This is a genomic window from Thalassolituus sp. LLYu03, assembly GCF_050507655.1.
GTDB lineage: Bacteria > Pseudomonadota > Gammaproteobacteria > Pseudomonadales > Oceanobacteraceae > Venatoribacter.
The window spans coordinates 2,959,488-2,980,135 of record NZ_CP191496.1 but is presented as its reverse complement, the minus strand read 5'-3'; the positions used below and the strand labels follow the sequence as shown (position 1 = coordinate 2,980,135).

Annotated in this window: 17 protein-coding genes; 3 read left to right on the top strand and 14 right to left on the bottom strand. The window is 59.1% G+C overall.

What is annotated here, in order from left to right:
• Positions 1 to 27 precede the first annotated feature (27 nt).
• Positions 28 to 972: a helix-turn-helix domain-containing protein gene (locus tag ACQUQU_RS13470; protein WP_430460219.1), complete on the top strand. Its 945-nt coding sequence runs from the start codon at positions 28 to 30 to the stop codon at positions 970 to 972.
• Between the two features lie 54 nt (positions 973 to 1,026).
• Here ACQUQU_RS13470 and ACQUQU_RS13465 read toward each other — a convergent pair whose 3' ends face one another.
• From ACQUQU_RS13465 to glyA, 11 genes are all read right to left on the bottom strand, one after another.
• Positions 1,027 to 1,818 carry a hypothetical protein gene (locus tag ACQUQU_RS13465; protein WP_430460218.1) on the bottom strand — a complete coding sequence of 264 codons (792 nt, stop codon included), beginning with the start codon at positions 1,816 to 1,818 and terminating at the stop codon, positions 1,027 to 1,029.
• A gap of 4 nt (positions 1,819 to 1,822) precedes the next feature.
• On the bottom strand, positions 1,823 to 2,785 hold the full coding sequence (thiL, locus tag ACQUQU_RS13460; protein ID WP_430460217.1) for a thiamine-phosphate kinase: 963 nt from the start codon (positions 2,783 to 2,785) through the stop codon (positions 1,823 to 1,825).
• A gap of 41 nt (positions 2,786 to 2,826) precedes the next feature.
• Entirely contained in the window at positions 2,827 to 3,288 is a 462-nt protein-coding gene (gene nusB, locus ACQUQU_RS13455; protein ID WP_430460216.1) for a transcription antitermination factor NusB, read from the bottom strand.
• 4 nt (positions 3,289 to 3,292) lie between these two features.
• On the bottom strand, positions 3,293 to 3,769 hold the full coding sequence (gene ribH, locus ACQUQU_RS13450; protein ID WP_430460215.1) for a 6,7-dimethyl-8-ribityllumazine synthase: 477 nt from the start codon (positions 3,767 to 3,769) through the stop codon (positions 3,293 to 3,295).
• Positions 3,770 to 3,789: 20 nt separating this feature from the next.
• Entirely contained in the window at positions 3,790 to 4,905 is a 1,116-nt protein-coding gene (gene ribBA, locus ACQUQU_RS13445; protein WP_430460214.1) for a bifunctional 3,4-dihydroxy-2-butanone-4-phosphate synthase/GTP cyclohydrolase II, read from the bottom strand.
• 11 nt (positions 4,906 to 4,916) lie between these two features.
• Complete coding sequence (locus ACQUQU_RS13440) at positions 4,917 to 5,588, bottom strand: riboflavin synthase (protein WP_430460213.1); 672 nt, start codon at positions 5,586 to 5,588, stop codon at positions 4,917 to 4,919.
• Between the two features lie 28 nt (positions 5,589 to 5,616).
• Positions 5,617 to 6,723 carry a bifunctional diaminohydroxyphosphoribosylaminopyrimidine deaminase/5-amino-6-(5-phosphoribosylamino)uracil reductase RibD gene (gene ribD, locus ACQUQU_RS13435; RefSeq protein ID WP_430460212.1) on the bottom strand — a complete coding sequence of 369 codons (1,107 nt, stop codon included), beginning with the start codon at positions 6,721 to 6,723 and terminating at the stop codon, positions 5,617 to 5,619.
• The gene (nrdR, locus tag ACQUQU_RS13430; RefSeq protein WP_430460211.1) at positions 6,720 to 7,196 is read right to left on the bottom strand and encodes a transcriptional regulator NrdR; all 477 of its coding nucleotides are present in this window, start codon (positions 7,194 to 7,196) and stop codon (positions 6,720 to 6,722) included. Before nrdR ends, ribD begins: the two co-directional genes overlap by 4 nt.
• Positions 7,197 to 7,309: 113 nt before the next feature.
• Positions 7,310 to 8,209, bottom strand: coding sequence for a metal-dependent hydrolase (locus ACQUQU_RS13425; protein WP_430460210.1), 900 nt, complete (start codon positions 8,207 to 8,209; stop codon positions 7,310 to 7,312).
• Between the two features lie 258 nt (positions 8,210 to 8,467).
• Positions 8,468 to 8,809 (bottom strand): hypothetical protein, encoded by a 342-nt coding sequence (locus ACQUQU_RS13420; protein WP_430460209.1) that lies wholly within the window; start codon positions 8,807 to 8,809, stop codon positions 8,468 to 8,470.
• Between the two features lie 155 nt (positions 8,810 to 8,964).
• Positions 8,965 to 10,227: a serine hydroxymethyltransferase gene (gene glyA, locus ACQUQU_RS13415; protein ID WP_430460208.1), complete on the bottom strand. Its 1,263-nt coding sequence runs from the start codon at positions 10,225 to 10,227 to the stop codon at positions 8,965 to 8,967.
• Between the two features lie 264 nt (positions 10,228 to 10,491).
• Between glyA and ACQUQU_RS13410 the strand changes: the two genes are divergently transcribed.
• Positions 10,492 to 12,876, top strand: a complete 2,385-nt coding sequence (locus ACQUQU_RS13410) for a DUF1588 domain-containing protein (protein WP_430460207.1) — start codon at positions 10,492 to 10,494, stop codon at positions 12,874 to 12,876.
• Positions 12,877 to 12,882: 6 nt separating this feature from the next.
• Positions 12,883 to 14,187 (top strand): DUF1501 domain-containing protein, encoded by a 1,305-nt coding sequence (locus ACQUQU_RS13405; RefSeq protein ID WP_430460206.1) that lies wholly within the window; start codon positions 12,883 to 12,885, stop codon positions 14,185 to 14,187.
• Between the two features lie 93 nt (positions 14,188 to 14,280).
• Here the strand turns inward: ACQUQU_RS13405 and ACQUQU_RS13400 are convergent, their stop codons facing one another.
• The 3 genes from ACQUQU_RS13400 to ACQUQU_RS13390 form a co-directional block, all read right to left on the bottom strand.
• Positions 14,281 to 15,222, bottom strand: coding sequence for a diguanylate cyclase (locus tag ACQUQU_RS13400; protein ID WP_430460205.1), 942 nt, complete (start codon positions 15,220 to 15,222; stop codon positions 14,281 to 14,283).
• 118 nt (positions 15,223 to 15,340) lie between these two features.
• Positions 15,341 to 16,480, bottom strand: a complete 1,140-nt coding sequence (locus ACQUQU_RS13395) for a DUF3570 domain-containing protein (protein WP_430460204.1) — start codon at positions 16,478 to 16,480, stop codon at positions 15,341 to 15,343.
• Positions 16,470 to 20,633, bottom strand: coding sequence for a sensor domain-containing protein (locus tag ACQUQU_RS13390; protein ID WP_430460203.1), 4,164 nt, complete (start codon positions 20,631 to 20,633; stop codon positions 16,470 to 16,472). The genes ACQUQU_RS13395 and ACQUQU_RS13390 overlap by 11 nt, the downstream gene beginning before the upstream one ends.
• Positions 20,634 to 20,648 lie beyond the last annotated feature (15 nt).

The following is a 20,648-nucleotide window of genomic DNA, read 5'->3' as shown; positions in this document are numbered from 1 at the left end:
TGCTGAGCGCAGCAGCGGAGGTCTGTGATGCAGAATTCACTGATGAAACAGGCGGCGTTTAACCGCCGCCGGACCATGGGTCCGTCCGGGCCACAGCAGCTGGTGGAAAACCGCACTGTGTATGAAAGTCACGGTGCCGAGTTATCGATTTACGATACCTTTGCGCAGGCCGAAAAAGTGCGTCTGGATGCGGAAGAAATTCTGTATTGCGGCATGATCAGTGGTAAGAAAATACTGCACGGAAAAAATCATTTTAATTCCGCCTTTTTACCTCATGAATCCTTTGTCATGGCGCCGGGCGAAACCGTTGCCATTGATTTTCCTGATGCCACGCTCGCTGCACCAACCAGCTGTCTGACACTGGGCATCAGCCGCGACCGGCTGCGCACCGTGTGCGATCAGCTCAATCAGATGAATCCGTTACCGAAAGAACTGGGCGAGTGGAGCCCGCAGCACGACCATGTGCTGCATCTGTTTCACACCGAAGCCACTCAGCAGTTGCTGGTGCGCATCGTCGACAGTTTTATCAGCCGCGACAGCGACCGTGATCTGGTGCTGAATCTGGGCGTGACTGAATTACTGACCCGTATGCTGCGTCAGCAGGGACGCAATTTTCTGCTGCACTGTGCGCGCAACGATCCCACCCTGAATGGTCTGACCGATGTGGTGCGCTACATCGACGATCATCTGGCCGACGCCATTGATATTGAGCAACTGTGCCGTGTGGCCTGCATGTCGCGCAGTAAGTTTTACGATCAGTTCCGGCATGTGATGGGCACAGGGCCTATGGAGTATCTGCAGCAGCGCAGGCTCGAACGGGCGCGCGAACTCATTGCCGCCGGACGCGGTATTACCGAAGTCTGTTATGAAGTGGGTTATATCAACCCCAGTCATTTTACCCGCCGTTTTCATCAGCAGTATGGGGTGTCGCCGCGGGAATATCAGCAGTTGCAGCTGAGCCGGCCGGATTAAACCTACGGTTTTTAACGCAATAAAAAGGCGCTTTTCAGCGCCTTTTTTTGCTTTTTACTGCGGGCTTCTTTTCTTACGCTTTCGCCGTCCGCGCGGGCTTTCCGCGTTTGATGCAGCGGCGGCTTCAGCAGCCATTTCTGTGCTGTGCGGTTGTGGTAACTGCTGCAGCGCCTGAATCAGACCGCCGCGGGTCAGCACCTGATGCAGATAGACAACAAACACCAGCAGCAGAATGTGGTACCAGTCGTTGTAGTGCAGTGGTCCGGTCGGGATTTTCCCCAGTGCCATCAGTGACCACAGTGCGCCGGCGATCAGGTTCAGGGTTACCAGAGAAATCAGAATCCAGAAAATGCGCAGCCGGTACTGAATAATCAGGAACAGCGAAAAGCCGATGATCAGCAGATGGGTCAGCACGTGGTAGGTGACCACCAGAGAATATTCGCTGATCAGTAATGAGGCGGTGCAGAACAGCAGCACAGAGGCGGTGAGCGTCGGTTTAATCCAGTGCAGCTGAAAATGCTCGGCCACCGGATGCAGGAAAATGCGCATGAAATAATATTCGGTGAAGCCGATGGCAATAAAAGTTAAAAACCACAGCCGGGTAAAAATATCGCGGATATGACTGAGGCGGAAATAGCCGGGCAAGACGTCGTTCACTGTGGCCAGCACATTGCGGATGATGGCGTGTTCCAGTTCCATGTGATGCGCCAGACCACCGAGCAGAGCGGCAGATGCAAACAGCGCGAGGTGAGTGGCTGCCGGGCGGAAGGCGTTACCACGGCGGTATAAATCCAACCCCAGCAGCAGCGCCAGCAGAAAAATTGCGTAATTCAGGGAAATCAGCATCGGCTTAACCGAAGTGCTGATAGCCGGCGCTGCTCAGCACCAGTGGTTCACCGTTGAGCTGCAGGCGCACATCGGGCTCCAGCGTCGCCGCGGGCAGGCATTCGCCGATGCGGGTACAGGCTGCGCCGGGAATGCTGTTCAGCGCCAGAATATCTTCGCGCTTATCAGCCGGTGCGGTAAACAGCAGCTGGTAGTCGTCACCACCGGTAAAACAGACAGGCCAGCGTTCGTCGTCCTGAGTCACAGGCGTTGGTACCGCAGCGGCATCGATCACCATGTCCACCAGTGAGGCGCGGGCAATGTGGCGGGCGTCCTGCAGCAGACCATCGGAAATATCCATGCAGGCGTGTGCCAGCGGCAACAGGCGCTGCGCCAGCGTGAGCTGAATTTCCGGGCGGTAATAAGCGCGCGCCAGATCTTTTTCCAGCGCCGGATTTTCGAGCACCAATGGCAAAGCCAGTGCGGCGGCACCGATGCGGCTGCTGACCCAGACGTCGTCACCGGCACGGGCTGCGGAGCGGGTCATGCCTTTGCCGGCCGGTAACCAGCCCTGCACGCTGATACTGACGATGAGTAACGGACCACGCGTCGTATCGCCACCCAATAACGGCATGCGCAGGGCGTGGGCGGTGTCGCGCAGGCCAAGGGCAAAATCGTCCAGCCAGTCGCTGTCGGAATGCGGCAGGGTCAGTGCCAGATGAAAACCCTGAGGGGCGGCGCCCATGGCGGCCAGATCGGAGGTCGCGCAGCGCAGGGCGCGCTGGGCGATTAAACGGGCCGGTGCTTTCGCCGGAAAATGCACGTCGGCGACCTGGGTATCAATGCTTTGCGCCAGGTCGTAGCCGTGCGGCGGGCGGATGATGGAACAGTCGTCACCGATGCCCAGCAGGGTGTCGGTGGCGATGGGGAAACCGCTGGCAAAACAACGGCGGATTAATTCAAATTCCCCTAACGCCTGACTGCTCATAAACCGCTCCTGATTCGGCGAATATGCGTTACCCGTGTGGATCAGTTACGTGGGCCGCGGATTTCGACGCCGCGTTCACGCTGAGCCAGTTTATCAAGAACACCGTTGATGAATTTGTGGCCGTCGGTAGCACCGAAGGTTTTGGCCAGCTCAATGGCTTCGTTGATCACGACTTTGTACGGCACGTCGATGCGGTGCACCATTTCGTAGGCGCCCAGACGCACGATGGCCAGTTCCACCGGGGTCATTTCGTCCATACGACGGTCGAGCAGCGGCTGGATTTTGCCATCCAGCAGACTTTTCTCGCGTGGTACGCCGTGCAGGATGTCGTGGAAATATTCCACGTCGACCTTGCTCATGTCGTTGTCGGTGCGGAATTCCGCTTCAATCTGTGCCAGTGCAGCGCCTGCCATGTGCCACTGATACAGAGCCTGTACCGCAAAGTGGCGGGCTTTACGGCGCGCGGCCGGGCTGGATTTCTGGGTGCCGGATGCACGTGACATGCGATCAGGCCTCCATCGCTTGCAGCAGGGAAACCATCTCGAAGGCAGACATAGCCGCTTCTTCACCTTTGTTACCGGCTTTGGTGCCGGCACGTTCGATGGCTTGTTCGATGGTGTCGACGGTCAGTACGCCGAAGGAAACCGGAATACCGAATTCCAGAGACACGGACGACAGGCCTTTTACGCATTCGCCGGCCACGTATTCAAAGTGCGGTGTACCACCACGGATCACAGCGCCCAGCGCGATGATGGCGTCGAAACGCTGAGTGGCGGCAGCGCGCTGCACCACTAATGGAATTTCAAACGCGCCCGGTGCACGGATGATGGTGATGTTCTGTTCGTCCACGCCGTGACGCAGCAGAGAATCCACAGCACCTTCCAGCAGGCTTTCTACAACAAACGCATTCCAGCGGCCCACAACAATGGCGTATTTGCCGTCGTTCGGGGTCAGGTTTCCTTCAATGGTATCGATATGTTTCATGATGTTTTCCCATTAAAAACTTATTCGTTAAACGGCAGGTATTCGGTGATTTCCAGTTCGAAACCCGAAATACCGCTGTATTTCATTTCTGAGCTCAGCAGACGCATTTTCTGCACACCCAGCTCGCGCAGAATCTGCGAGCCGGTACCAATGGTGAGGAATGCGCCGGAGCTGTCTTTGTTCGGGCTGCGCAACGGGCGCGCACGGCCGAAGAAATCATCCAGACTGGTCTGTACATCTTCACTCTGACCAGCCGACAGCAACACCAGTGCACCACAGCCTTCCCGGGCAATGCGGCTTAACGCCTGAGTGGACGACCAGCTGTCGGATTCGGATTTACGGATGCCCAATACGTCGCGCAGCAGATTGTTGGTCTGCACACGCACCAGTACCGGAGCGTCGGGCTGAATATCGCCCATGGTCAGGGCCAGATGGTTTTCGCCCTGAATGCTGTCGCGGAATGTGTGCAGGGTAAATTCACCGAATTCGGTGTGCACTTTGTCTTCGCTGATTTTATCCACGGTTTTTTCGTTGGTCATGCGGTAGTGAATCAGGTCCGCAATGGTGCCGATTTTAATGCCGTGTTTTTGCGCAAAAATTTCCAGATCGGGACGACGCGCCATGGTGCCGTCGGCGTTCATCACCTCGACAATGGCGGACGACGGAATCAGGCCCGCCAGACGTGCCAGATCGCAACCGGCTTCGGTATGACCGGCGCGGCTTAATACACCGCCCGGACGCGCACGCAGCGGGAAAATATGACCCGGCTGCACGATGTCGGTCGGTTTGCCCATCGGGTTGACCGCCGCGCGGATGGTGGTGGCGCGGTCGGCCGCCGAAATACCTGTGGTAACCCCTTCGGCTGCTTCAATGGACACAGTAAACGGCGTCGAGAATTTAGCACCGTTACCGGTCACCATGGCGGGCAGACCGAGATAGTCACAACGCTCACCGGTCAGCGTCAGGCAGATTAATCCGCGCGCTTCGGTGGCCATAAAGTTAATAATTTCTGGCGTAACTTTTTCCGCCGCAACAATAATGTCGCCTTCGTTTTCGCGGTCTTCGTCATCCATCAGAATGACCATTTTACCGTCGCGGATATCGGCAATAATGTCTTCGATTTTATTCAGTGCCATAGCTCGCCTGCTTATTTCCAGAAACCGTTCTGCATCAGGAAGGCGGCATTTAAGCCTTCCGCTTTTTGTTCACTGTTTTTCTGACCGGCGCTTTCCGGGCGCAGCAGCTGCTCCAGATAGCGCGCAATAATGTCGACTTCGAGGTGTACTTCAGAGCCCACCTTCAGGCTGTTGAGCGTGGTTTCCTGCGCCGTGTGCGGCACGATGTTCAGCTCAAAACCTTCATCGCTTAAGGCGTTGGCGGTGAGGCTGACGCCGTCCACCGTGACCGAGCCTTTGGCGGCAATGTATTTGCGCAGATGCGCCGGTGCCTCAATGGTGAAGCGTACTGAGCGTGCATCGGCGCTGCGCTTTTTCACCACACCCACGCCGTCGACATGGCCGGTAACCAGATGGCCACCCATGCGCGTGGTCGGCAGCATGGCTTTTTCCAGATTCACTGCGGTGCCGCTGCTCCAGCTGGCGATGCGTGTGTGCGCCAGGGATTCGCGCGACACATCGGCGACAAAGCCGTCACCGGGTAACGCGACGACGGTCAGACACACGCCATTGGTGGCGATGCTGTCGCCCAGTTTTACATCGCTCAGGTCGAGGCTGCCGCTTTTGATGCGCAGTTTCAGATCGCCCTGTTTGTTTTCGACGCCGGCCACGCGGCCGACGGCTTCAATAATTCCGGTGAACATAATGATCTCGTGTGTGCAGCGCGGCGTTTCAGGCCGGTGTCAGGGTCAGCTTCAGATCGCCGCCGACCATACGTACATCCTGCCACTGCCAGCGCAGCTGCTGTTCCATCCGCTCAAGGCCTAAGGATAGCAGCGGACGGGCATTGCTCCCGAGCAGTGTCGGTGCGCAGTACAGCACCAGTTCGCTGACCTGGCCGGTGGCGATAAAGGCGCCGGCCAGTTGGGCGCCGCTTTCAACCAGCACTTCGTTGCAGCCCAGACGGCCCAGTTCGGCCAGCAGGGCATTCAGGTCGACCTTACCCTGCCGGGTTAACGGCGCCTGCCACAGGGTCAGTGAGCCAAGGGCGGCATCCCGCTGTACTTTGCTGCGACTGGCATCGGCCACCGCCAGCAGGATATCGCCTGGCAGCGAGAATAGTTTTTCTGAGCCGGTCAGGCGTTGCTGTCCGTCAATAACCACGCGCAGAGGCTGACGCCACAGCCGGTCTTCCTGCTCAATGCCGCTTTCCTGCGGGCGTACCTTCATCGACGGATTGTCGGTCAGCACCGAGCCGGCCCCTGTGATCACGGCACAGCTGCGGGCACGCAGACGTTGCACATCGGCGCGGGCCGCCGGGCCTGTGATCCACTGGCTCTCGCCACTGGCCATGGCGGTGCGGCCATCGAGACTCTGCGCCAGCTTGATGCGCACCAGCGGCAGACCGCTGCGCATGCGTTGCATAAAGCCTTTGTTGAGCGCGATGGCCTGCGTTTCCAGACACGGGGTAATCACCTCGATACCGGCGTCGCGCAGCATCTGGTAACCCCGTCCGGCAACCAGCGGGTTCGGATCAGAGCAGGCACCAATCACGCGCGCCACACCGGCCTTGATCAGGCCTTCGGCACAAGGCGGGGTGCGGCCATAGTGGCTGCAGGGTTCCAGCGTGACGTAGGCGGTGGCGCCGCGGGCTTTGTCGCCGGCCATGCGCAGGGCATGCACTTCGGCGTGGGGCTCACCGGCTTTCTGGTGCCAGCCTTCGCCGACGATTTCGCCGTCGCGCACAATGACGCAGCCAACGCGCGGATTCGGGCTGGTCGAATACAGTCCCAGCGCTGCCAGCTGCAGCGCCCGGGCCATGTAGTATTCGTGGTTCATTCACCCCCCTCGCTCAGAAAGGCGGGGGCAGAGATGCGCTCGATTTCGGCGCGGAATTCGTCCAGGTCCTGAAAACTGCGGTACACAGAGGCAAAGCGCACATAGGCCACCTGATCGAGCTGACGCAGCTCGGCCATGACGCGTTCGCCGAGCAGACGGCTCGGTACTTCGCGTTCGCCGGTGGCGCGCAGGTGGTGTTTGATGCGGGTCAGTGACGCTTCAATGTCCTCGACGCTGACCGGGCGTTTTTCCAGCGCACGCTGGATACCGGAGCGGAGTTTGTCTTCGTTGAAGGGTTCGCGGGTGCCGTTCTGTTTGATGATGCGTGGCATCACCAGTTCAGCGGTTTCAAAGGTGGTAAAGCGTTCGCCACAGCTGATGCATTCCCGACGGCGTCGTACCTGCTCACCATCGGCAACCAGGCGTGAATCGATAACTTTGGTTTCCGGGTGGGTACAGAAGGGACAATGCATAACTGGTAAAGAGCGGCTCGGCTGAGTAGGCCGCGGATTTTAAGGGATTGCAGAGGGAAGCGCCAGCACGGAAGCCGTGCCGGCGCGGGGAGCATGGTGAGATTTTGTAATAATTATGCGCGCTGCGGGTTTTTGATCTGGTCGGCGAGCATGCCGCCTTTGCCCAGCAGTTTTTCACGCCAGTCGTCCAGCAGCTGAACGGTGTCGTGGTCGTTCGGGTGGAAGCCCGGACGGAAGAAGTCCAGATACTGTGGCAGCAGTTTCGGGAACAGACCTTTCGGGCTCCACAGGTACCAGAAACCTTTCAGGTTGCCCCAGACGTCGAACAGCTTGCGGTCCGCCCACAGCATGCGCACATGACCGATGCCAACCACGGCAAAGAAGAACAGGGTCACGATCAGCATGGTAAATACGCGGGTGAAATAACCACCGCCGACCAGGTTGTACACATCGTAGGCCACGATTTTGTGCTCGTTTTCTTCCAGTGCGTGCCACATCCACAGTTTCAGGGCTTCAGGGTCCTGAATGTTGGACTGGTGCGACGGGTCGCGCAGCAGCTGCTCGGCCAGAATGGCGGTGTAGTGTTCCAGCGCAACGGTCACGGCCAGCTGCAGTTTCTTCGGCAGTGCCTTGCGGGCAAAGCGCAGCAGATAGCCAAGATCGCGGTCCAGATTGTTGGCCGGGAAGCCGTGTTTTTCCGCCAGATCGTTGAACGCTTTGTGTTCTTTGCTGTGCATCGCTTCCTGGCCGATAAAGCCGGATACCTGAGCTTTCAGCAGTGGGTCAGTGATGTCGCCGCGGTAGTTACGCACAGAGTCCACGAAGAAGGTTTCGCCTTCCGGGAACAGCGTCGACAGCGTGGTCCAGAACGTGGTGAGAAACGGACTGTCGCGGTACCAGTAACGCTTGGTATCTTCCGCAAATTCAAAATCCATTCGGCGCGGTGGAATGTTTGCTTTGGCGCCGGCCGTCTGACGAACCGGGCTCACATCCGCAGTGGTTGCCTGAGTCATATCGGTGTCCTCGACAATTGTTGTTATTGGAGTGAGGACATTAAAGACCGCCGGCGTCAGTCGCGGGAGGTAAGAGGCGGACAAAATATTCGGGCCGTTTGTGCCGTAAAGCGGGGCTTTTGTACCGCTAATGACCGTTATCTGGGGGATTCGGCAAAAAAAGACCGGGCGCTCAGGGGTCTTTGTCCGATTTTAACCCTCTGGACGGATCCGGGGATTCCCGCAAGGGGGGTTCGGATCCGCCAGTGGGGTTTCGGATCAGGCTTCGGCAATCAGAGCGGCGGGTGACAGCAGGGTGCGCAGCTGGTCGCACAGAGGCAGTTTGCTCGGCAGGTAGTCGTCGATGCGGCCCCATTTGCTGAAGCTGCCAAAGGAGAAACCCTGCGTGCGGTCGTTGAAGTAGAGGCAGTTCTTGCCCATCACGGCCACGACCCAGAAGCCGCAGATTTCGTCAGCCCAGGGGTGCTGTTGCCAGAGTTCCGGCTGTGGCAGACGGATCTGATGCCAGAAGAGGGTGATGTCGCCGCTCATCGCCTGCTCCGCAGACTGCAGCAGGGTGTGAAGATCGGGCTCGGTAATGGGTTGCCAGGTCGTGTTCATAACCCCTCCGGGGCGGTCGTCGTCGACGCGATGCTATGACACTTCTGTGACAAAAGGGTGACAGCACCCGTGACAGAAGGGCGACAACACCCGGCACAAACAAAAACGCCCGGCTGTCTGCGAAAACAGCCGGGCGTTTTCATATCAGTTCCGTATTACTTGTATACCGGGAACTGTTCGCACAGAGCGATAACTTTGGCTTTAACGTCGGCTTCTACCGCGTCAGAGTTGCCATTTTCCAGACCTTCGAACACGTCGCAGATCCAGTTAGCCAGCTGAGTGCACTGTTCTTCTTTGAAACCACGGCTGGTAACGGCCGGGCTGCCGACACGGATACCTGAGGTTACGAACGGAGAACGTGGGTCGTTCGGTACGGAGTTTTTGTTGACGGTGATGTTGGCGCGGCCCAGAGCGGCGTCTGCATCTTTACCTGAGTATTCCTTGCCGATCAGGTCGACCAGGAACAGGTGGTCGTCGGTACCGCCGGAGACAACATTAATGCCGCGGCTGATGAAGGTTTCGGCCATGGCGCGGGCGTTTTTCAGCACCTGAGCCTGATACTCTTTGTATTCAGGGCTCATGGCTTCTTTGAAGCACACGGCTTTGGCAGCGATGACGTGCATCAGCGGGCCGCCCTGAGATTCAGGGAATACGGCGAAGTTCAGCTTCTTGTTCAGCTCTTCGTCTTCGTTGGCCAGAATCAGACCACCGCGTGGACCACGCAGGGTTTTGTGAGTGGTGGTGGTCACGACGTCGGCGATACCCACTGGTGACGGGTAAACGCCAGCGGCGATCAGACCAGCCACGTGTGCCATATCCACGAACAGGTAAGCGCCTACTTTGTCGGCGATGGTGCGGAAACGCTGCCAGTCAACCACGCGGGAGTAAGCAGAGAAACCGGCCACGATCATTTTTGGCTTGTGCTCAACGGCCAGACGTTCCACTTCTTCGTAGTCGATTTCGCCGGTCGCCGGGTTCAGACCGTACTGAACGGCGTTGTATACACGGCCAGAGAAGGACACTGCAGCACCGTGAGTCAGGTGACCACCGTGCGCCAGGCTCATGCCCAGAATGGTGTCGCCTGGTTTGCACAGGGCGAAGTAAACGGCGGCGTTGGCCTGAGAACCTGAGTGTGGCTGTACGTTGGCATAACCGGCACCGAACAGTTCTTTGGCGCGGTCGATGGCCAGCTGTTCAACCACGTCGACGTGTTCGCAGCCACCGTAGTAACGCTTGCCCGGGTAACCTTCGGCGTACTTGTTGGTCAGCTGGGAGCCCTGAGCTTCCATCACACGTGGGCTGGTGTAGTTTTCAGAGGCGATCAGCTCGATGTGATGCTCCTGACGGGCATCTTCAGCTTTCATCGCAGCCCAGAGATCCGGGTCAAAATCCGCTATGTTCATGTCACGGCTAAACATCAGGGTTTCCTCACGCAAGGGTGGTAGAAATGAGTTGGAAATCGGAAAGGGCGGCATTCTAGCGCAAACTGCCGTTCACCGCACTTGAGAAGGCGTCAATATCAGGGTGAAAGCCGCTCATTACGGGCGCAAAAACATAACCGTTCGGTCAGAAAATTTGGCCCAATAAGCGGAAAATAAGTCCCACAGAATATTACATTGGCTCACAGAAATTCGTTACAGAGCCTTCCATACTGAAGTCAGTCCCCCGACGTGAAACCGGTTATGCGTTATTCAGGACTGATACTGCTCACCACTGTGCTGGCGGCCTGTTCGCCGGGCAACCAATACAGCGGCGATCTGATCAGTGACAGCCAGCCAGATAATCCCTCCTCACTGCCCGACGGCAGTGGTTCCGTGTGCGCCGCTGAAGTCGAACGCTTTACCACCGGACTGTGGTCGCCGGTGCTGGCGCCGGCCTGCATGCAATGCCACCAGAGCGGCGGCGCGGCCTCGGCTTCGGCCTTTGTGCTGCAGCCTTCTTCGGTGTCCGGTTACCTGACCACCAATCTGAATGTGGTGAATCAGTACATCGCCACGGCCACCGGGCGCGATTACCTGCTGCAGAAGCCGCTGAACGGCGTGGTGCATGGTGGCGGCAAGGTACTGGCCACGGGTTCGGCCGGTGCTCAGGCCATCGAAAGCTGGCTGGCCGGTCCGGTGGAAACCTGCAGCGACGGCTCCGGCGGTGTGAGCATTTCCGCCTTCTGGGATAACGCCACGCTGCTCGATAACTCCGCGACCCTGCGCAAAGCAGCACTGCTGCTGGCGGGGCGTCTGCCGACGGCGACCGAGTATTCCGCCGTGGCCGATAACAGTGATGCGTCACTGAAGGCGGCGGTGCTGAATCTGATGGATGCTGACGCCTTTGGTGATTTTCTGGAGGAAAGCGCCAACGACCGCTTGCTGACCAACAAATACACCAACGACCGCACACCGGCCCTCGACATCCTCTACGACGGCGGGCGTTTCCCTTACATTGAGAGCCGGCTGGCGCCACTGCAGGAGGCCGTAAACAGCGCAACGACCGACGAACAGCGTCAGGCGGCGTCAGAAGCCTTCGGCTTTGCCTGGGCGCAGACCAACTACGCCGTGGCCAAAGCGCCGCTGAAACTGATCCGCTACGTGGTGACGCAAGAGCGTCCGTACAGCGAGGTGCTGACCGCGGATTACCTCATGGTGAACCCCTTCTCCAACGACGTGTACCACACCGGTATCAACTTCACTGACCGCAACGACCCGGACGACTGGCGTCCGGCCTACATCACCGACGGTTACGTGCACGGCGCGATTCCGCAGGCGGGCATTCTGACCTCGCAGATGTTTCTGGCGCGCTACCCGTCGACCGACACCAACCGCAACCGGGCGCGGGCGCGCTGGGCCTATTACTTCTTTCTGAACACCGACATTGAAGGGCTGGCGGTGCGCTCCATGGATCCGGCCGATCTGGCGGATACCAATAACCCGACCCTGAATAATCCGTCCTGCGCGGTGTGCCACGAGGTGATGGACCCGGTTGCCGGCGCTTTCCAGAACTTCGGTGACGACGGTTTTTACCGCGACGCCTGGGATGGCGAGGATTCGCTGCCCGACACCTACAAAGCCTCTGACCTGTATCAGAGCGGCGACCTCTGGTACCGCGACATGCGCGCCCCGGGTTTTGCCGGAAAATCCCTGCCGTCAGCAAACCGCGACAACAGCCTGCAATGGCTGGCGCAGCAGATGGTGGCTGATGACCGTTTCGCCACCGGCACTGTGGTGTTCTGGTGGCCGGCGATGTTCGGCGCCGAACCGGACGTGCAGCCCACCGAACCATCGGATGTGGATTACGCCGAAAAACTGGCCCGCTACAGCGAACAGCAACGATTGATCGGTGAGCTGGCCGATGCCTTCCGCGACGGCGGGTATCCGCTGAAAGAACTGCTGGCCGACATGGTGCTGACGCCGGTCTTCCGCGCCAGTGGCAACAACGCCGGCGAAGCGTACGGCGCGATGGGCAGTGGCAGCCTGCATTCACCGGAACAGCTCAGCCGCAAAATTCAGGCGCTGACCGGCGGCCTGTGGCACCACACCTGGAGCGCAGACTACGATCTGCTGGCGCAGGAGTTCTATGGCATTTATGGTGGTATCGACAGCGATACCGTGGTGCAGCGGGCAGAAAGTATGAACACCCTGATGTACGCCACTGCCGAGCGCATGTCGCAGGAAATGGTCTGTGAACGGGTGGTGGCGGAATTTGAATTACCGAAAAACCAGCGCACGCTGTTCACGCTGGTAGAGATGAGCGACACACCGCAGGCGTCGCCCGCGCTGGTGCAGGCGCAGGTGAATGCGCTTATCAGCCGCTTGTGGGGCGACCCGCACACCGACCTCACCACCGAGCAGGAAGCGGCGTTTAATCTGGTGGCAGAGGTGTGGGCGTCGCGGGTCGCGACCGCGCCGAATGACTGGTTGTACGTCAACGACACCAGCGACGATGCCAACGACGAATTCTGTCTGCTCGACTGGGACAACGACAGTGCCCTCAAGCAGGACCCGTATCACACCCTGCGCAGCTGGATGGCTTTGTTGACCTACCTGCTCAGCGACTTCCGTGTTTTGTATGAGTAACGCGCTATGACTCTGCACAGCCGCCGTGATTTTCTGAAACTGCTGAGTGCCGCCGGGCTGGTGGCGGGTCTGCCGGCGCCGCTGCGCAGCTTTGCTGCCGGCAGCAGTTTTACCCCGTATACCGGCTCGTTTTTTGTGTCGATCGAAGCCTCGGGCGGTTGGGATGTCACCAGCTTCTGCGACCCGAAAGCCAACAGCAGCATCAATCATTGGGCGCAATCGGGCACCGCGCAAACCATTGCCGGCAGCTCCATTACCTATGCGCCGTTTGCCCACAATCAGCGCTTTTTTACCACGCTGCACCCGCACATGCTGGTGGTGAACGGCGTCGACGCGCAGACCAATGCCCATCAGGCGGGACGCCGGCACAACTGGAGCGGCCGCATCGCCGAAGGCTATCCGTCGTTTGCTGCACTGGCCGCCACCGCTTATGGCCCTGACCTGCCGCTGGCGTACCTGAGTAACGGCGGCTACAACGACACCGCCGGGCTGATTCATTACGTACTGATGCAGGACCCGGGCGCCCTGAACAAGCTGGTGTATCCGGATCAGTTTCTCGACGCCGGTTCCGATTGGGATGCGGCCAAATATTTTCACCGCCAGAGCACGCGCGACATCATCAGCCGGTATAAGGCAGAGCGGCTGACGCGCCTGCAGGCCGCGCAGCCGCACATGGCCAGTCGTTTACAGGAAGCGCTCAACCAGTACGCCGCCGCGCGCGGTAATCAGTCGCTGCTGGAAACGCTGGCGCAGTACGTACCACAGACGCTGGTGGACTACACCGACGACGACGGTTTCTGGAACCCGCTGCTGCGTCAGGCGCAGATTGCACTGGCAGCGTATCAGTCGGGCCTGTGCGTCAGCGCCGATCTGGTGGCCTGGGGCTTTGATACCCACGCCAATCACGATGCCGACCACAGCGATGCGCTCAAACGTTTGCAGAACGGGGTGGAATATCTGTGGGCGGAAGCGGCGCGGCTGGGCATCGACGACAAGCTGGTGGTGATGATCAGTTCCGATTTTGGCCGTACGCCGGAATACAACGACGGCAACGGCAAAGACCACTGGCCGGTAAGCAGCACGATTTTTATGAGTAAAAATGCGGCGTGGGCCAACCGCGCGGTGGGCCTGACCAGTGCCGCGCATGAAACGCTGGCGATGGATCCGCAGACGCTGGCGCAAAGCGCAGACGGCATTACCTTGCAGCCGAAGCACATGCAGCAGGCCATGCGGGAGCTGGCGGGTATCGACAATCACGCGGTGTGCGAGGCTTTTCCGCTGGATGCAGAATCGGTCAATCTGTTTGCTTAAATTTTGGGGCCAACTCGTTCGGTTAACGTATTCGGCTGGCTCGTTTGGTTAACTTACTTGGCTGGCTCGTTTGGTTAATGCGGGCGGCGATTGTCAGCCGGCGGCCGGCCAGGGGCGGGCGACCTCACAGCGGTTGCGGCCCTGACGCTTGGCGCGATAAAGCGCCTCGTCGGCGCGGCTGAGCAGGGTCTGAATGGTATCGCCGGCGCCTTCAAACAGACTCACTCCGGTGGATACGGTAATGGTCAGGCTCTTATCTTCCGGCATGGTGTAAATGCGTTCGTCGGCCAGCCGTGACCGCAGCCGGTCGGCCAGCATGGCCGCTTCACTGAGGCCGGTTTCCGGCAGCAGTACCACAAATTCCTCACCGCCGAAGCGGGCAATAAAATCCACCTTACGCAGATTGTCGCGGTAGAAAGCGGCAAAGAATTTCAGCACCTGATCGCCGGCATGGTGGCCGTACTGGTCATTGATGTTTTTGAAGTGATCGATGTCGAGCAGCAGCAGGCTGAGCGGATGGTGATAACGCTGCGCGCGCGCGAGTTCGACGCCAGCCACTTCAAAGAAATGACGGCGGTTGGCAATCAGGGTGAGCGGGTCGGTGTTGGCGGCGTGGTGCAGATCATCCATGGCTTTGCGCAGTTCGTATTCGGTCTGCTTGAGCTCGCTGATGTCGGTGCTGACCAGCACCATGTAATTGTCGATCGTGACTTGCGTGATTTTATGCCAGCGACCAGAGACTGCGTCGGATTCAAAAATGCGCACCGGTTGTGAACGCTGGCGGCTTTCAATGTCGTTGATCCAGGCCTCGAAGTCGTCGCTCTCGATATTGACCCCCAGCCCGTTATGAAACGCCTCGTGCATGAGTTCTCTGTGCGTGCGCCCCAGTGCCTCGTCGCGGTCGAGACCGAACACGCGGGCCATGTTCTGGTTGCAGAAAACCAGGCGGTTTTCGGGGTCGAACACGCCGAAGGCATCCGGCGTAACGTCGAGCATTTTTTCCAGAATCGGATCGAGGTCATCGGGCTTGGTCATGGTCGCCTCCGCACGGCGTGACGATCAGAGAAGTATAGAGAGACGCGTTGCCGGCTCCGAGCGCGGATACAGGAATTATCCAGTCATTGATGTCAGGGGCTTTAGTGCCGGGGAAGCATCAGTAGCGGTAAAAAACCCCGAACTGTGCCAGTGAGTACTGCACCATGGCCGGGGCTTCCGGAGCGCTGGCGTCAGGCCCCCAGTCTTCGTGGCTGACGTACTGAGACCAGTTGGCCGACAGCCGCGTGGCCGGCGTCATCTGCCAGTAAAGACCAAGGCCCAGCGTCAGGGCGCCGAATGATGAAAGCCGGCTGTCGTTGCTCTGCAGTTGGCCCGAGTCGGTGGCCGCCAGCGAATAGAAATCGGCGGCGCTCTGGCGGTACAGACGCAGGCTGCTGTCGATGCGCCAGCTGCGCCCCAGCGACTGCAGCCATTTCAGCTCCAGCGTCTGCGAGCTGACGCCCCAGTCATCGTCGTACAGGCGCGCGTTCCAGTGCGCGCTGCCGCCCCAGGGTTTCATAAAAAACCGGTACAGCAGCGACAGCGTCAGGCTGTTGCGTTCGTCCGGCCGGCGATCAATGTTGCGGTACGGATCAGACAGATAACCTTGCGTCTGCGCGGCGCCAGCGGTGATCTGCAGCACTTCGTATTTGTTCAGAATCTGGCTCACGCCCAGATACGCTTCACGCCGGTCTTTGGTTTCGCCATCGGCGGCCTGCCGGTTCAGCGACAACTCAGGATCGGTCGGCGACAGTGTGTCGTGGGCCTGTGAATAACCGGCGCTGACGGTGGTCATGGCGGAAAACAGCTCCTGACTGACAGCCAGATTCCACGCCGTGGAGGTGTAGTCGTTTTCGCTGGAAACATAGCCGCCGCCGCTGACGCTGGTGCTGGCGAAATAGCGGGTCAGGGTGGCGCTGGCATCGACGCGTTGCTCGTCGATGGAGGCGCCGCTCATCAGCACTTCGCCCTGACCATTGCTGTTGGTGAAGGTCTGCAAGGGCGACGCGCCGCTCATGCTTTCGTAACTGGCGCTGCTGCTCAGGCGCCAGCGCGAAGTGAGGTTTTTTTCCCACGCCAGCTGGTGGGTCAGAATCTGATAACGCTGGTTGCTGCCCGACGCAACGCGGTTGGCGGGCATTTCCTGTTCCTGATACTGGCTGATCTGATAGGCCAGACTGTCGTCCGCCGGCGGGCTCATGGCGGACGCCTGAGCGGCGGCGAGCAACAGCAGGGCAGAGGCTTTTTCAGATGACATAACTTTCTGCCAGCAGATCGGCCAGTTGCTGCTGTGGCAGCGGTTTGCTGAACAGGAAGCCCTGCACTTCCTCGCACTGAGCCGCCGAGAGGAACGCCAGCTGTTCGCGGGTTTCGACGCCTTCGGCGATTACGCCCAGTCCGAGGTTGTGGGCCATGGCGATAATGGTGCGGGTGATCTGGGCGTCGTCGGCGTTGTCCGGCAGGCTCTGAATAAAACTGCGGTCAATTTTCAGCGTATCCACCGGGAATTGCTTCAGGTAATTCAGTGACGAATACCCGGTGCCGAAATCGTCGATGGCGGTGCGCACGCCCAGCTCACGCAGCGCGTTCAGCGCTTCGAGCGTATGGGCAATGTCGTCCATCAGGATACTTTCGGTCAGCTCCAGTTCCAGCTGATCCGGGCGTATGCCGGCTTTGGCGACGGCGGTTTTCACCATGTCGATAAAATTGTCCTGCTTGAACTGGCGTGCCGAGACGTTCACCGCAATGCGGGTTAACTGAATACCGCGCTGCTGCCACTGGGCAAACTGACGACAGGCTTCTTCCAGCACCCAGCGGCCGATCGGCACGATGAGGCCTGTGTCTTCAATAATCGGAATAAACGCGGCGGGCGAAATCAGGCCCTTTTGCGGATGGCGCCAGCGCAACAAGGCTTCCGCCGCCACGGCGGTGGAATTGTTGGTCTGATATTGCGGCTGATAAAACAGCTCGAGTTCGTCGCGGTCGAGGGCATGGCGCAGGTCGCTTTCCATCTCCAGCATTTCCAGCGCTTTTTCGTTCATTTTCTGGTTGAAGAACTGCACATTGTCGCGGCCCAGACTCTTGGCGTGGTACATGGCGATGTCAGAGTTCTTCAGCAGCTCGATCACACTGCCGCCATCGTTCGGATAAATGGAAATACCGATACTGGCGCTTAAAAACATTTCACGGTTATCGACCGTATACGGCTGACTCAAGGCGTGCAGTACCCGCTCGGCGACTTTAATGGCGGTGTCGGCGGCGCGGTCGTTGTCGGCCTGTTCGCCGAGGGCAATGGTGAATTCGTCACCGCCCATACGGCACACCAGATCGTGTTTTTTAGTGCAGTTGCGCAGCCGTTGCGCCACCTGTTTCAGCACCTGATCACCGGCCGGATGGCCCATGGAATCGTTGATCGGTTTAAAGCGGTCAAGGTCGATGAACAGCAAGGCCACGCTCTGCTGCTGCGCCTGAGCGCTGCTCATCATGGCATCCAGACGTTCGTGCATCTGGCTGCGGTTCGGCAGGCCGGTGAGCGGATCGAAATACGCCAGTTTGTGAATGCGTTCTTCAATAACTTTGCGCTCGGTGATGTCCGACATAATGATGATCAGACTCTGCACGTCGTGCTCTTTATTGCGGATGGCGCTGACCCCGGCCCAGCCGGTGCGGGTCTCGTCATTGGCGCGGCGGTAAAACACTTCGCCCTGCCAGTAACCGTCGACCACCAGAGATTCGCCGATGTCGTTAAAGAAGGCATTGGTGTGGCGTTCCTGTGAAATCAGGAAGTCCGGCATGCGCCCCAGCACATCGTCGGACTGATAGCCTGTGATGTTGCAGAAGGATTTATTCACGCTGACAATTTTCAGCGATTTATCCGTGATTAAAATGGCCTCGTTACTGTTGGCAAATACTTCGGCCGCCAGACGCAGTTCCTGCTCCAGCTGACGGGCATCCTCAACATTGCGGCAGACACCGAGCACGCCCTGCAATTCATTGCGTTCGTTCCACAGCAGGGATGCCTGCAATTCCAGCAGCACCTCACGGCCGTCTTTGCCGCGTGCGCGCACGTCGCGCAGAATAATGTTTTTCTGGCTGCGGGCCTCTTCCGGATTTTTCATGCCCTCAATGACTTCGTGGCGGATGGTGCGGAATAAATCGCGGATTTCGCTGCGGCGGAAAATGGCCCCTACGCCTTCGCGCAGCAGTTCGTCCGGTTTATACCCGAGCATGCGTTCGACCGATGAACTCACGAAATTAAAATTCAGTTCGGTATCCGTCGCCCAGATCACGTCGTTGATGTTCTCGGCCAGCAGGCGGTAACGGCGCTCGGATTCCTGCACCAGTTCCTGCTTCATCACGTCTTCCGTGATGTCACGCGCACTGCCGACGTAGCAGTCAACGTTGCCGTCCTCGTCGATGGAGAACGGCGTATCGAGGAATTTCACTACCCGCGTGCTGCCGTCGAAATGGCGGAAGCGCAGTATGGTTTCGTTGGTGCCACCCAGCGGCATGCGGCGGTTGCGGTTCAGGGCCTGACGTATGTGTTCGGCTTCGCCGTCCAGGCTGTACAGCTGCCAGGCGTGACGCGGGTCTTTGTCCTTCGGATAGCCCATCAGGGTACCCATGGAGCGGTTGGCGTAAATCACATTGGTGTCCAGCGCGTCGTCGATTTCGATGACGTACACCAGATCCGGCAGCGAGGCGGTGACGCGCGACCAGAAGGCCTCACGCTCGCGCACCTGTTCGGCGGCTTTTTTGCGTTCGGTAACGTCGAGCAGCGTGACCAGCGCCTGACCTTTTTTACCGGAGCGCAGGCTGAGGTTGATCCAGATGTCGCGCCGTTCGCCACGGAAGGTGCGCATTTCCAGCTCGAATTCCGTGGTGGCCAGTTTCATATCGCGCGCACGCTGCACCGCTGCGTAAAACTCGTGGCGCGATTCACGGAACAGCTGGGTGTAGTCGCTGAGCAGGTGATCGCGGTCGCGGGCTTTGGTCATGCGCACGGCGGCGTCGTTGACGTTAAGCAGGCGCACGGTCGCGGTTTCGATGTCGGCCTCGGTCAGATCAATCAGGCAGTGGGCGACGCCCGCCTCTTCAAACAGCGCTTTATAGCGCTGGCGGCTTTCTTCCATGGTGCGTGAGGCCTGCACGGCGTCGGTGACATCGCGCAGCAGCCACACCAGCCCGGTGATGTGTTTGCCTTCGTACAGCGGGTTGCAGTCCTGTTCCAGAATCCGCTCGCGGTTGCCGATGGTGACCACCAGTTGTGAACTGGCGCCGTGCAGCTGTTCGAGGTCGCGCGGGTTCAGCCCCTGATTCCACAGGGCGTGCGGGTCGTGCCACAGCTCGCTCAGGCGCTGGCCGCTGATCTGACGCGCACCCAGTTCGATCAGCAAGGCGGCACCTTTGGGGTTCACGTAATCAATGATGCCGGCGGCATCGGTGGAAATCAGGGCGTCGTCGATCGACATCAGCACGCGGTCGGCGCGCTGTTCGGCTTTGCGCCGCACCGATTCCTGCATCTGTAACTGGTGTTCCTGGCGGCGCAGAAAGTGCCAGAGGATCGCCGCCAGAGCGGTGAAGGTGAGCAGCACCGTCAGCGGATTGCGCAGGCGCGACCAGAGGTTATTCAGATGCTGATCCACGGGCAGGGCAATCACATCCCAGTGGGTGAAGGGAATGTTGACCCGGTACAGCAGGCGGGCTTCTTCGTCGGCGGTAAAGGGCGGTTGCGACGACGACTCGGCGAAATAGTGCTCGCGCATGGCGATGCTGTTGTCGCGGGTGTCGAGCAGCAGCATTTCAAAGCCGGGGAACTGGCCGTTGTAGATGATTTCCGACAGCTTGCTGTAGGCGCGGCGGGTTATAAAGGCGTAGCGCTTGCCGCTCGGGCCTTCAAAACGGGTAAAAAAGTAGAAACCGCCTTTGCCGCCGTAGCGCAGCAGGAAGGTGCCGGCTTCGGCGTTGTTGGCCATCAGATGGGTAAAGATGTCGGCGCTTTCCCAGCCGCTCAGGGGTGCGCCTTCCTGCAGCAGCAGTTCGCCGTCGTCGGAATAGAGGCTGTAGCCTGTGATGTTGAAAAACGACACCCGCATCTCGGCCCACAGACGGGTGCGGAGCAGGTCGTCGCCATTGACGGCGTCTTCCAGCAGCGGCGCGTAAGCGTGGGCGAACATAGCGTTGGCCGCAAAGCCGGCGTGGGCCAGGAGACCCGACTGCTGAGCGTAGTTATCCAGCGTCAGGCGCACTTCGTTGGCCAGTGCTTCCTGCTCATGGCGGTACTGCTGCCAGCCGTTGAACAGCAGCACTAAGCCGAGAAAAAGAAAACTCAGGGCAAACAGGGGCAGGTTCAGCCGTGAAGGCTTGAGGGCTTCAGCCGCTCCTCCCTGAGTCGTCGGATTAAAACGCATTAAAGTCAGTGGTCC

Coding starts and splice junctions, on each gene's coding strand:
- ACQUQU_RS13470 (WP_430460219.1), top strand. CDS start 28: ATGCAGAATTCACTGATGAAACAGGCGGCGTTTAACCGCCGCCGGACC.
- ACQUQU_RS13465 (WP_430460218.1), bottom strand. CDS start 1,818: ATGCTGATTTCCCTGAATTACGCAATTTTTCTGCTGGCGCTGCTGCTG.
- thiL (WP_430460217.1), bottom strand. CDS start 2,785: ATGAGCAGTCAGGCGTTAGGGGAATTTGAATTAATCCGCCGTTGTTTT.
- nusB (WP_430460216.1), bottom strand. CDS start 3,288: ATGTCACGTGCATCCGGCACCCAGAAATCCAGCCCGGCCGCGCGCCGT.
- ribH (WP_430460215.1), bottom strand. CDS start 3,769: ATGAAACATATCGATACCATTGAAGGAAACCTGACCCCGAACGACGGC.
- ribBA (WP_430460214.1), bottom strand. CDS start 4,905: ATGGCACTGAATAAAATCGAAGACATTATTGCCGATATCCGCGACGGT.
- ACQUQU_RS13440 (WP_430460213.1), bottom strand. CDS start 5,588: ATGTTCACCGGAATTATTGAAGCCGTCGGCCGCGTGGCCGGCGTCGAA.
- ribD (WP_430460212.1), bottom strand. CDS start 6,723: ATGAACCACGAATACTACATGGCCCGGGCGCTGCAGCTGGCAGCGCTG.
- nrdR (WP_430460211.1), bottom strand. CDS start 7,196: ATGCATTGTCCCTTCTGTACCCACCCGGAAACCAAAGTTATCGATTCA.
- ACQUQU_RS13425 (WP_430460210.1), bottom strand. CDS start 8,209: ATGACTCAGGCAACCACTGCGGATGTGAGCCCGGTTCGTCAGACGGCC.
- ACQUQU_RS13420 (WP_430460209.1), bottom strand. CDS start 8,809: ATGAACACGACCTGGCAACCCATTACCGAGCCCGATCTTCACACCCTG.
- glyA (WP_430460208.1), bottom strand. CDS start 10,227: ATGTTTAGCCGTGACATGAACATAGCGGATTTTGACCCGGATCTCTGG.
- ACQUQU_RS13410 (WP_430460207.1), top strand. CDS start 10,492: ATGCGTTATTCAGGACTGATACTGCTCACCACTGTGCTGGCGGCCTGT.
- ACQUQU_RS13405 (WP_430460206.1), top strand. CDS start 12,883: ATGACTCTGCACAGCCGCCGTGATTTTCTGAAACTGCTGAGTGCCGCC.
- ACQUQU_RS13400 (WP_430460205.1), bottom strand. CDS start 15,222: ATGACCAAGCCCGATGACCTCGATCCGATTCTGGAAAAAATGCTCGAC.
- ACQUQU_RS13395 (WP_430460204.1), bottom strand. CDS start 16,480: ATGTCATCTGAAAAAGCCTCTGCCCTGCTGTTGCTCGCCGCCGCTCAG.
- ACQUQU_RS13390 (WP_430460203.1), bottom strand. CDS start 20,633: ATGCGTTTTAATCCGACGACTCAGGGAGGAGCGGCTGAAGCCCTCAAG.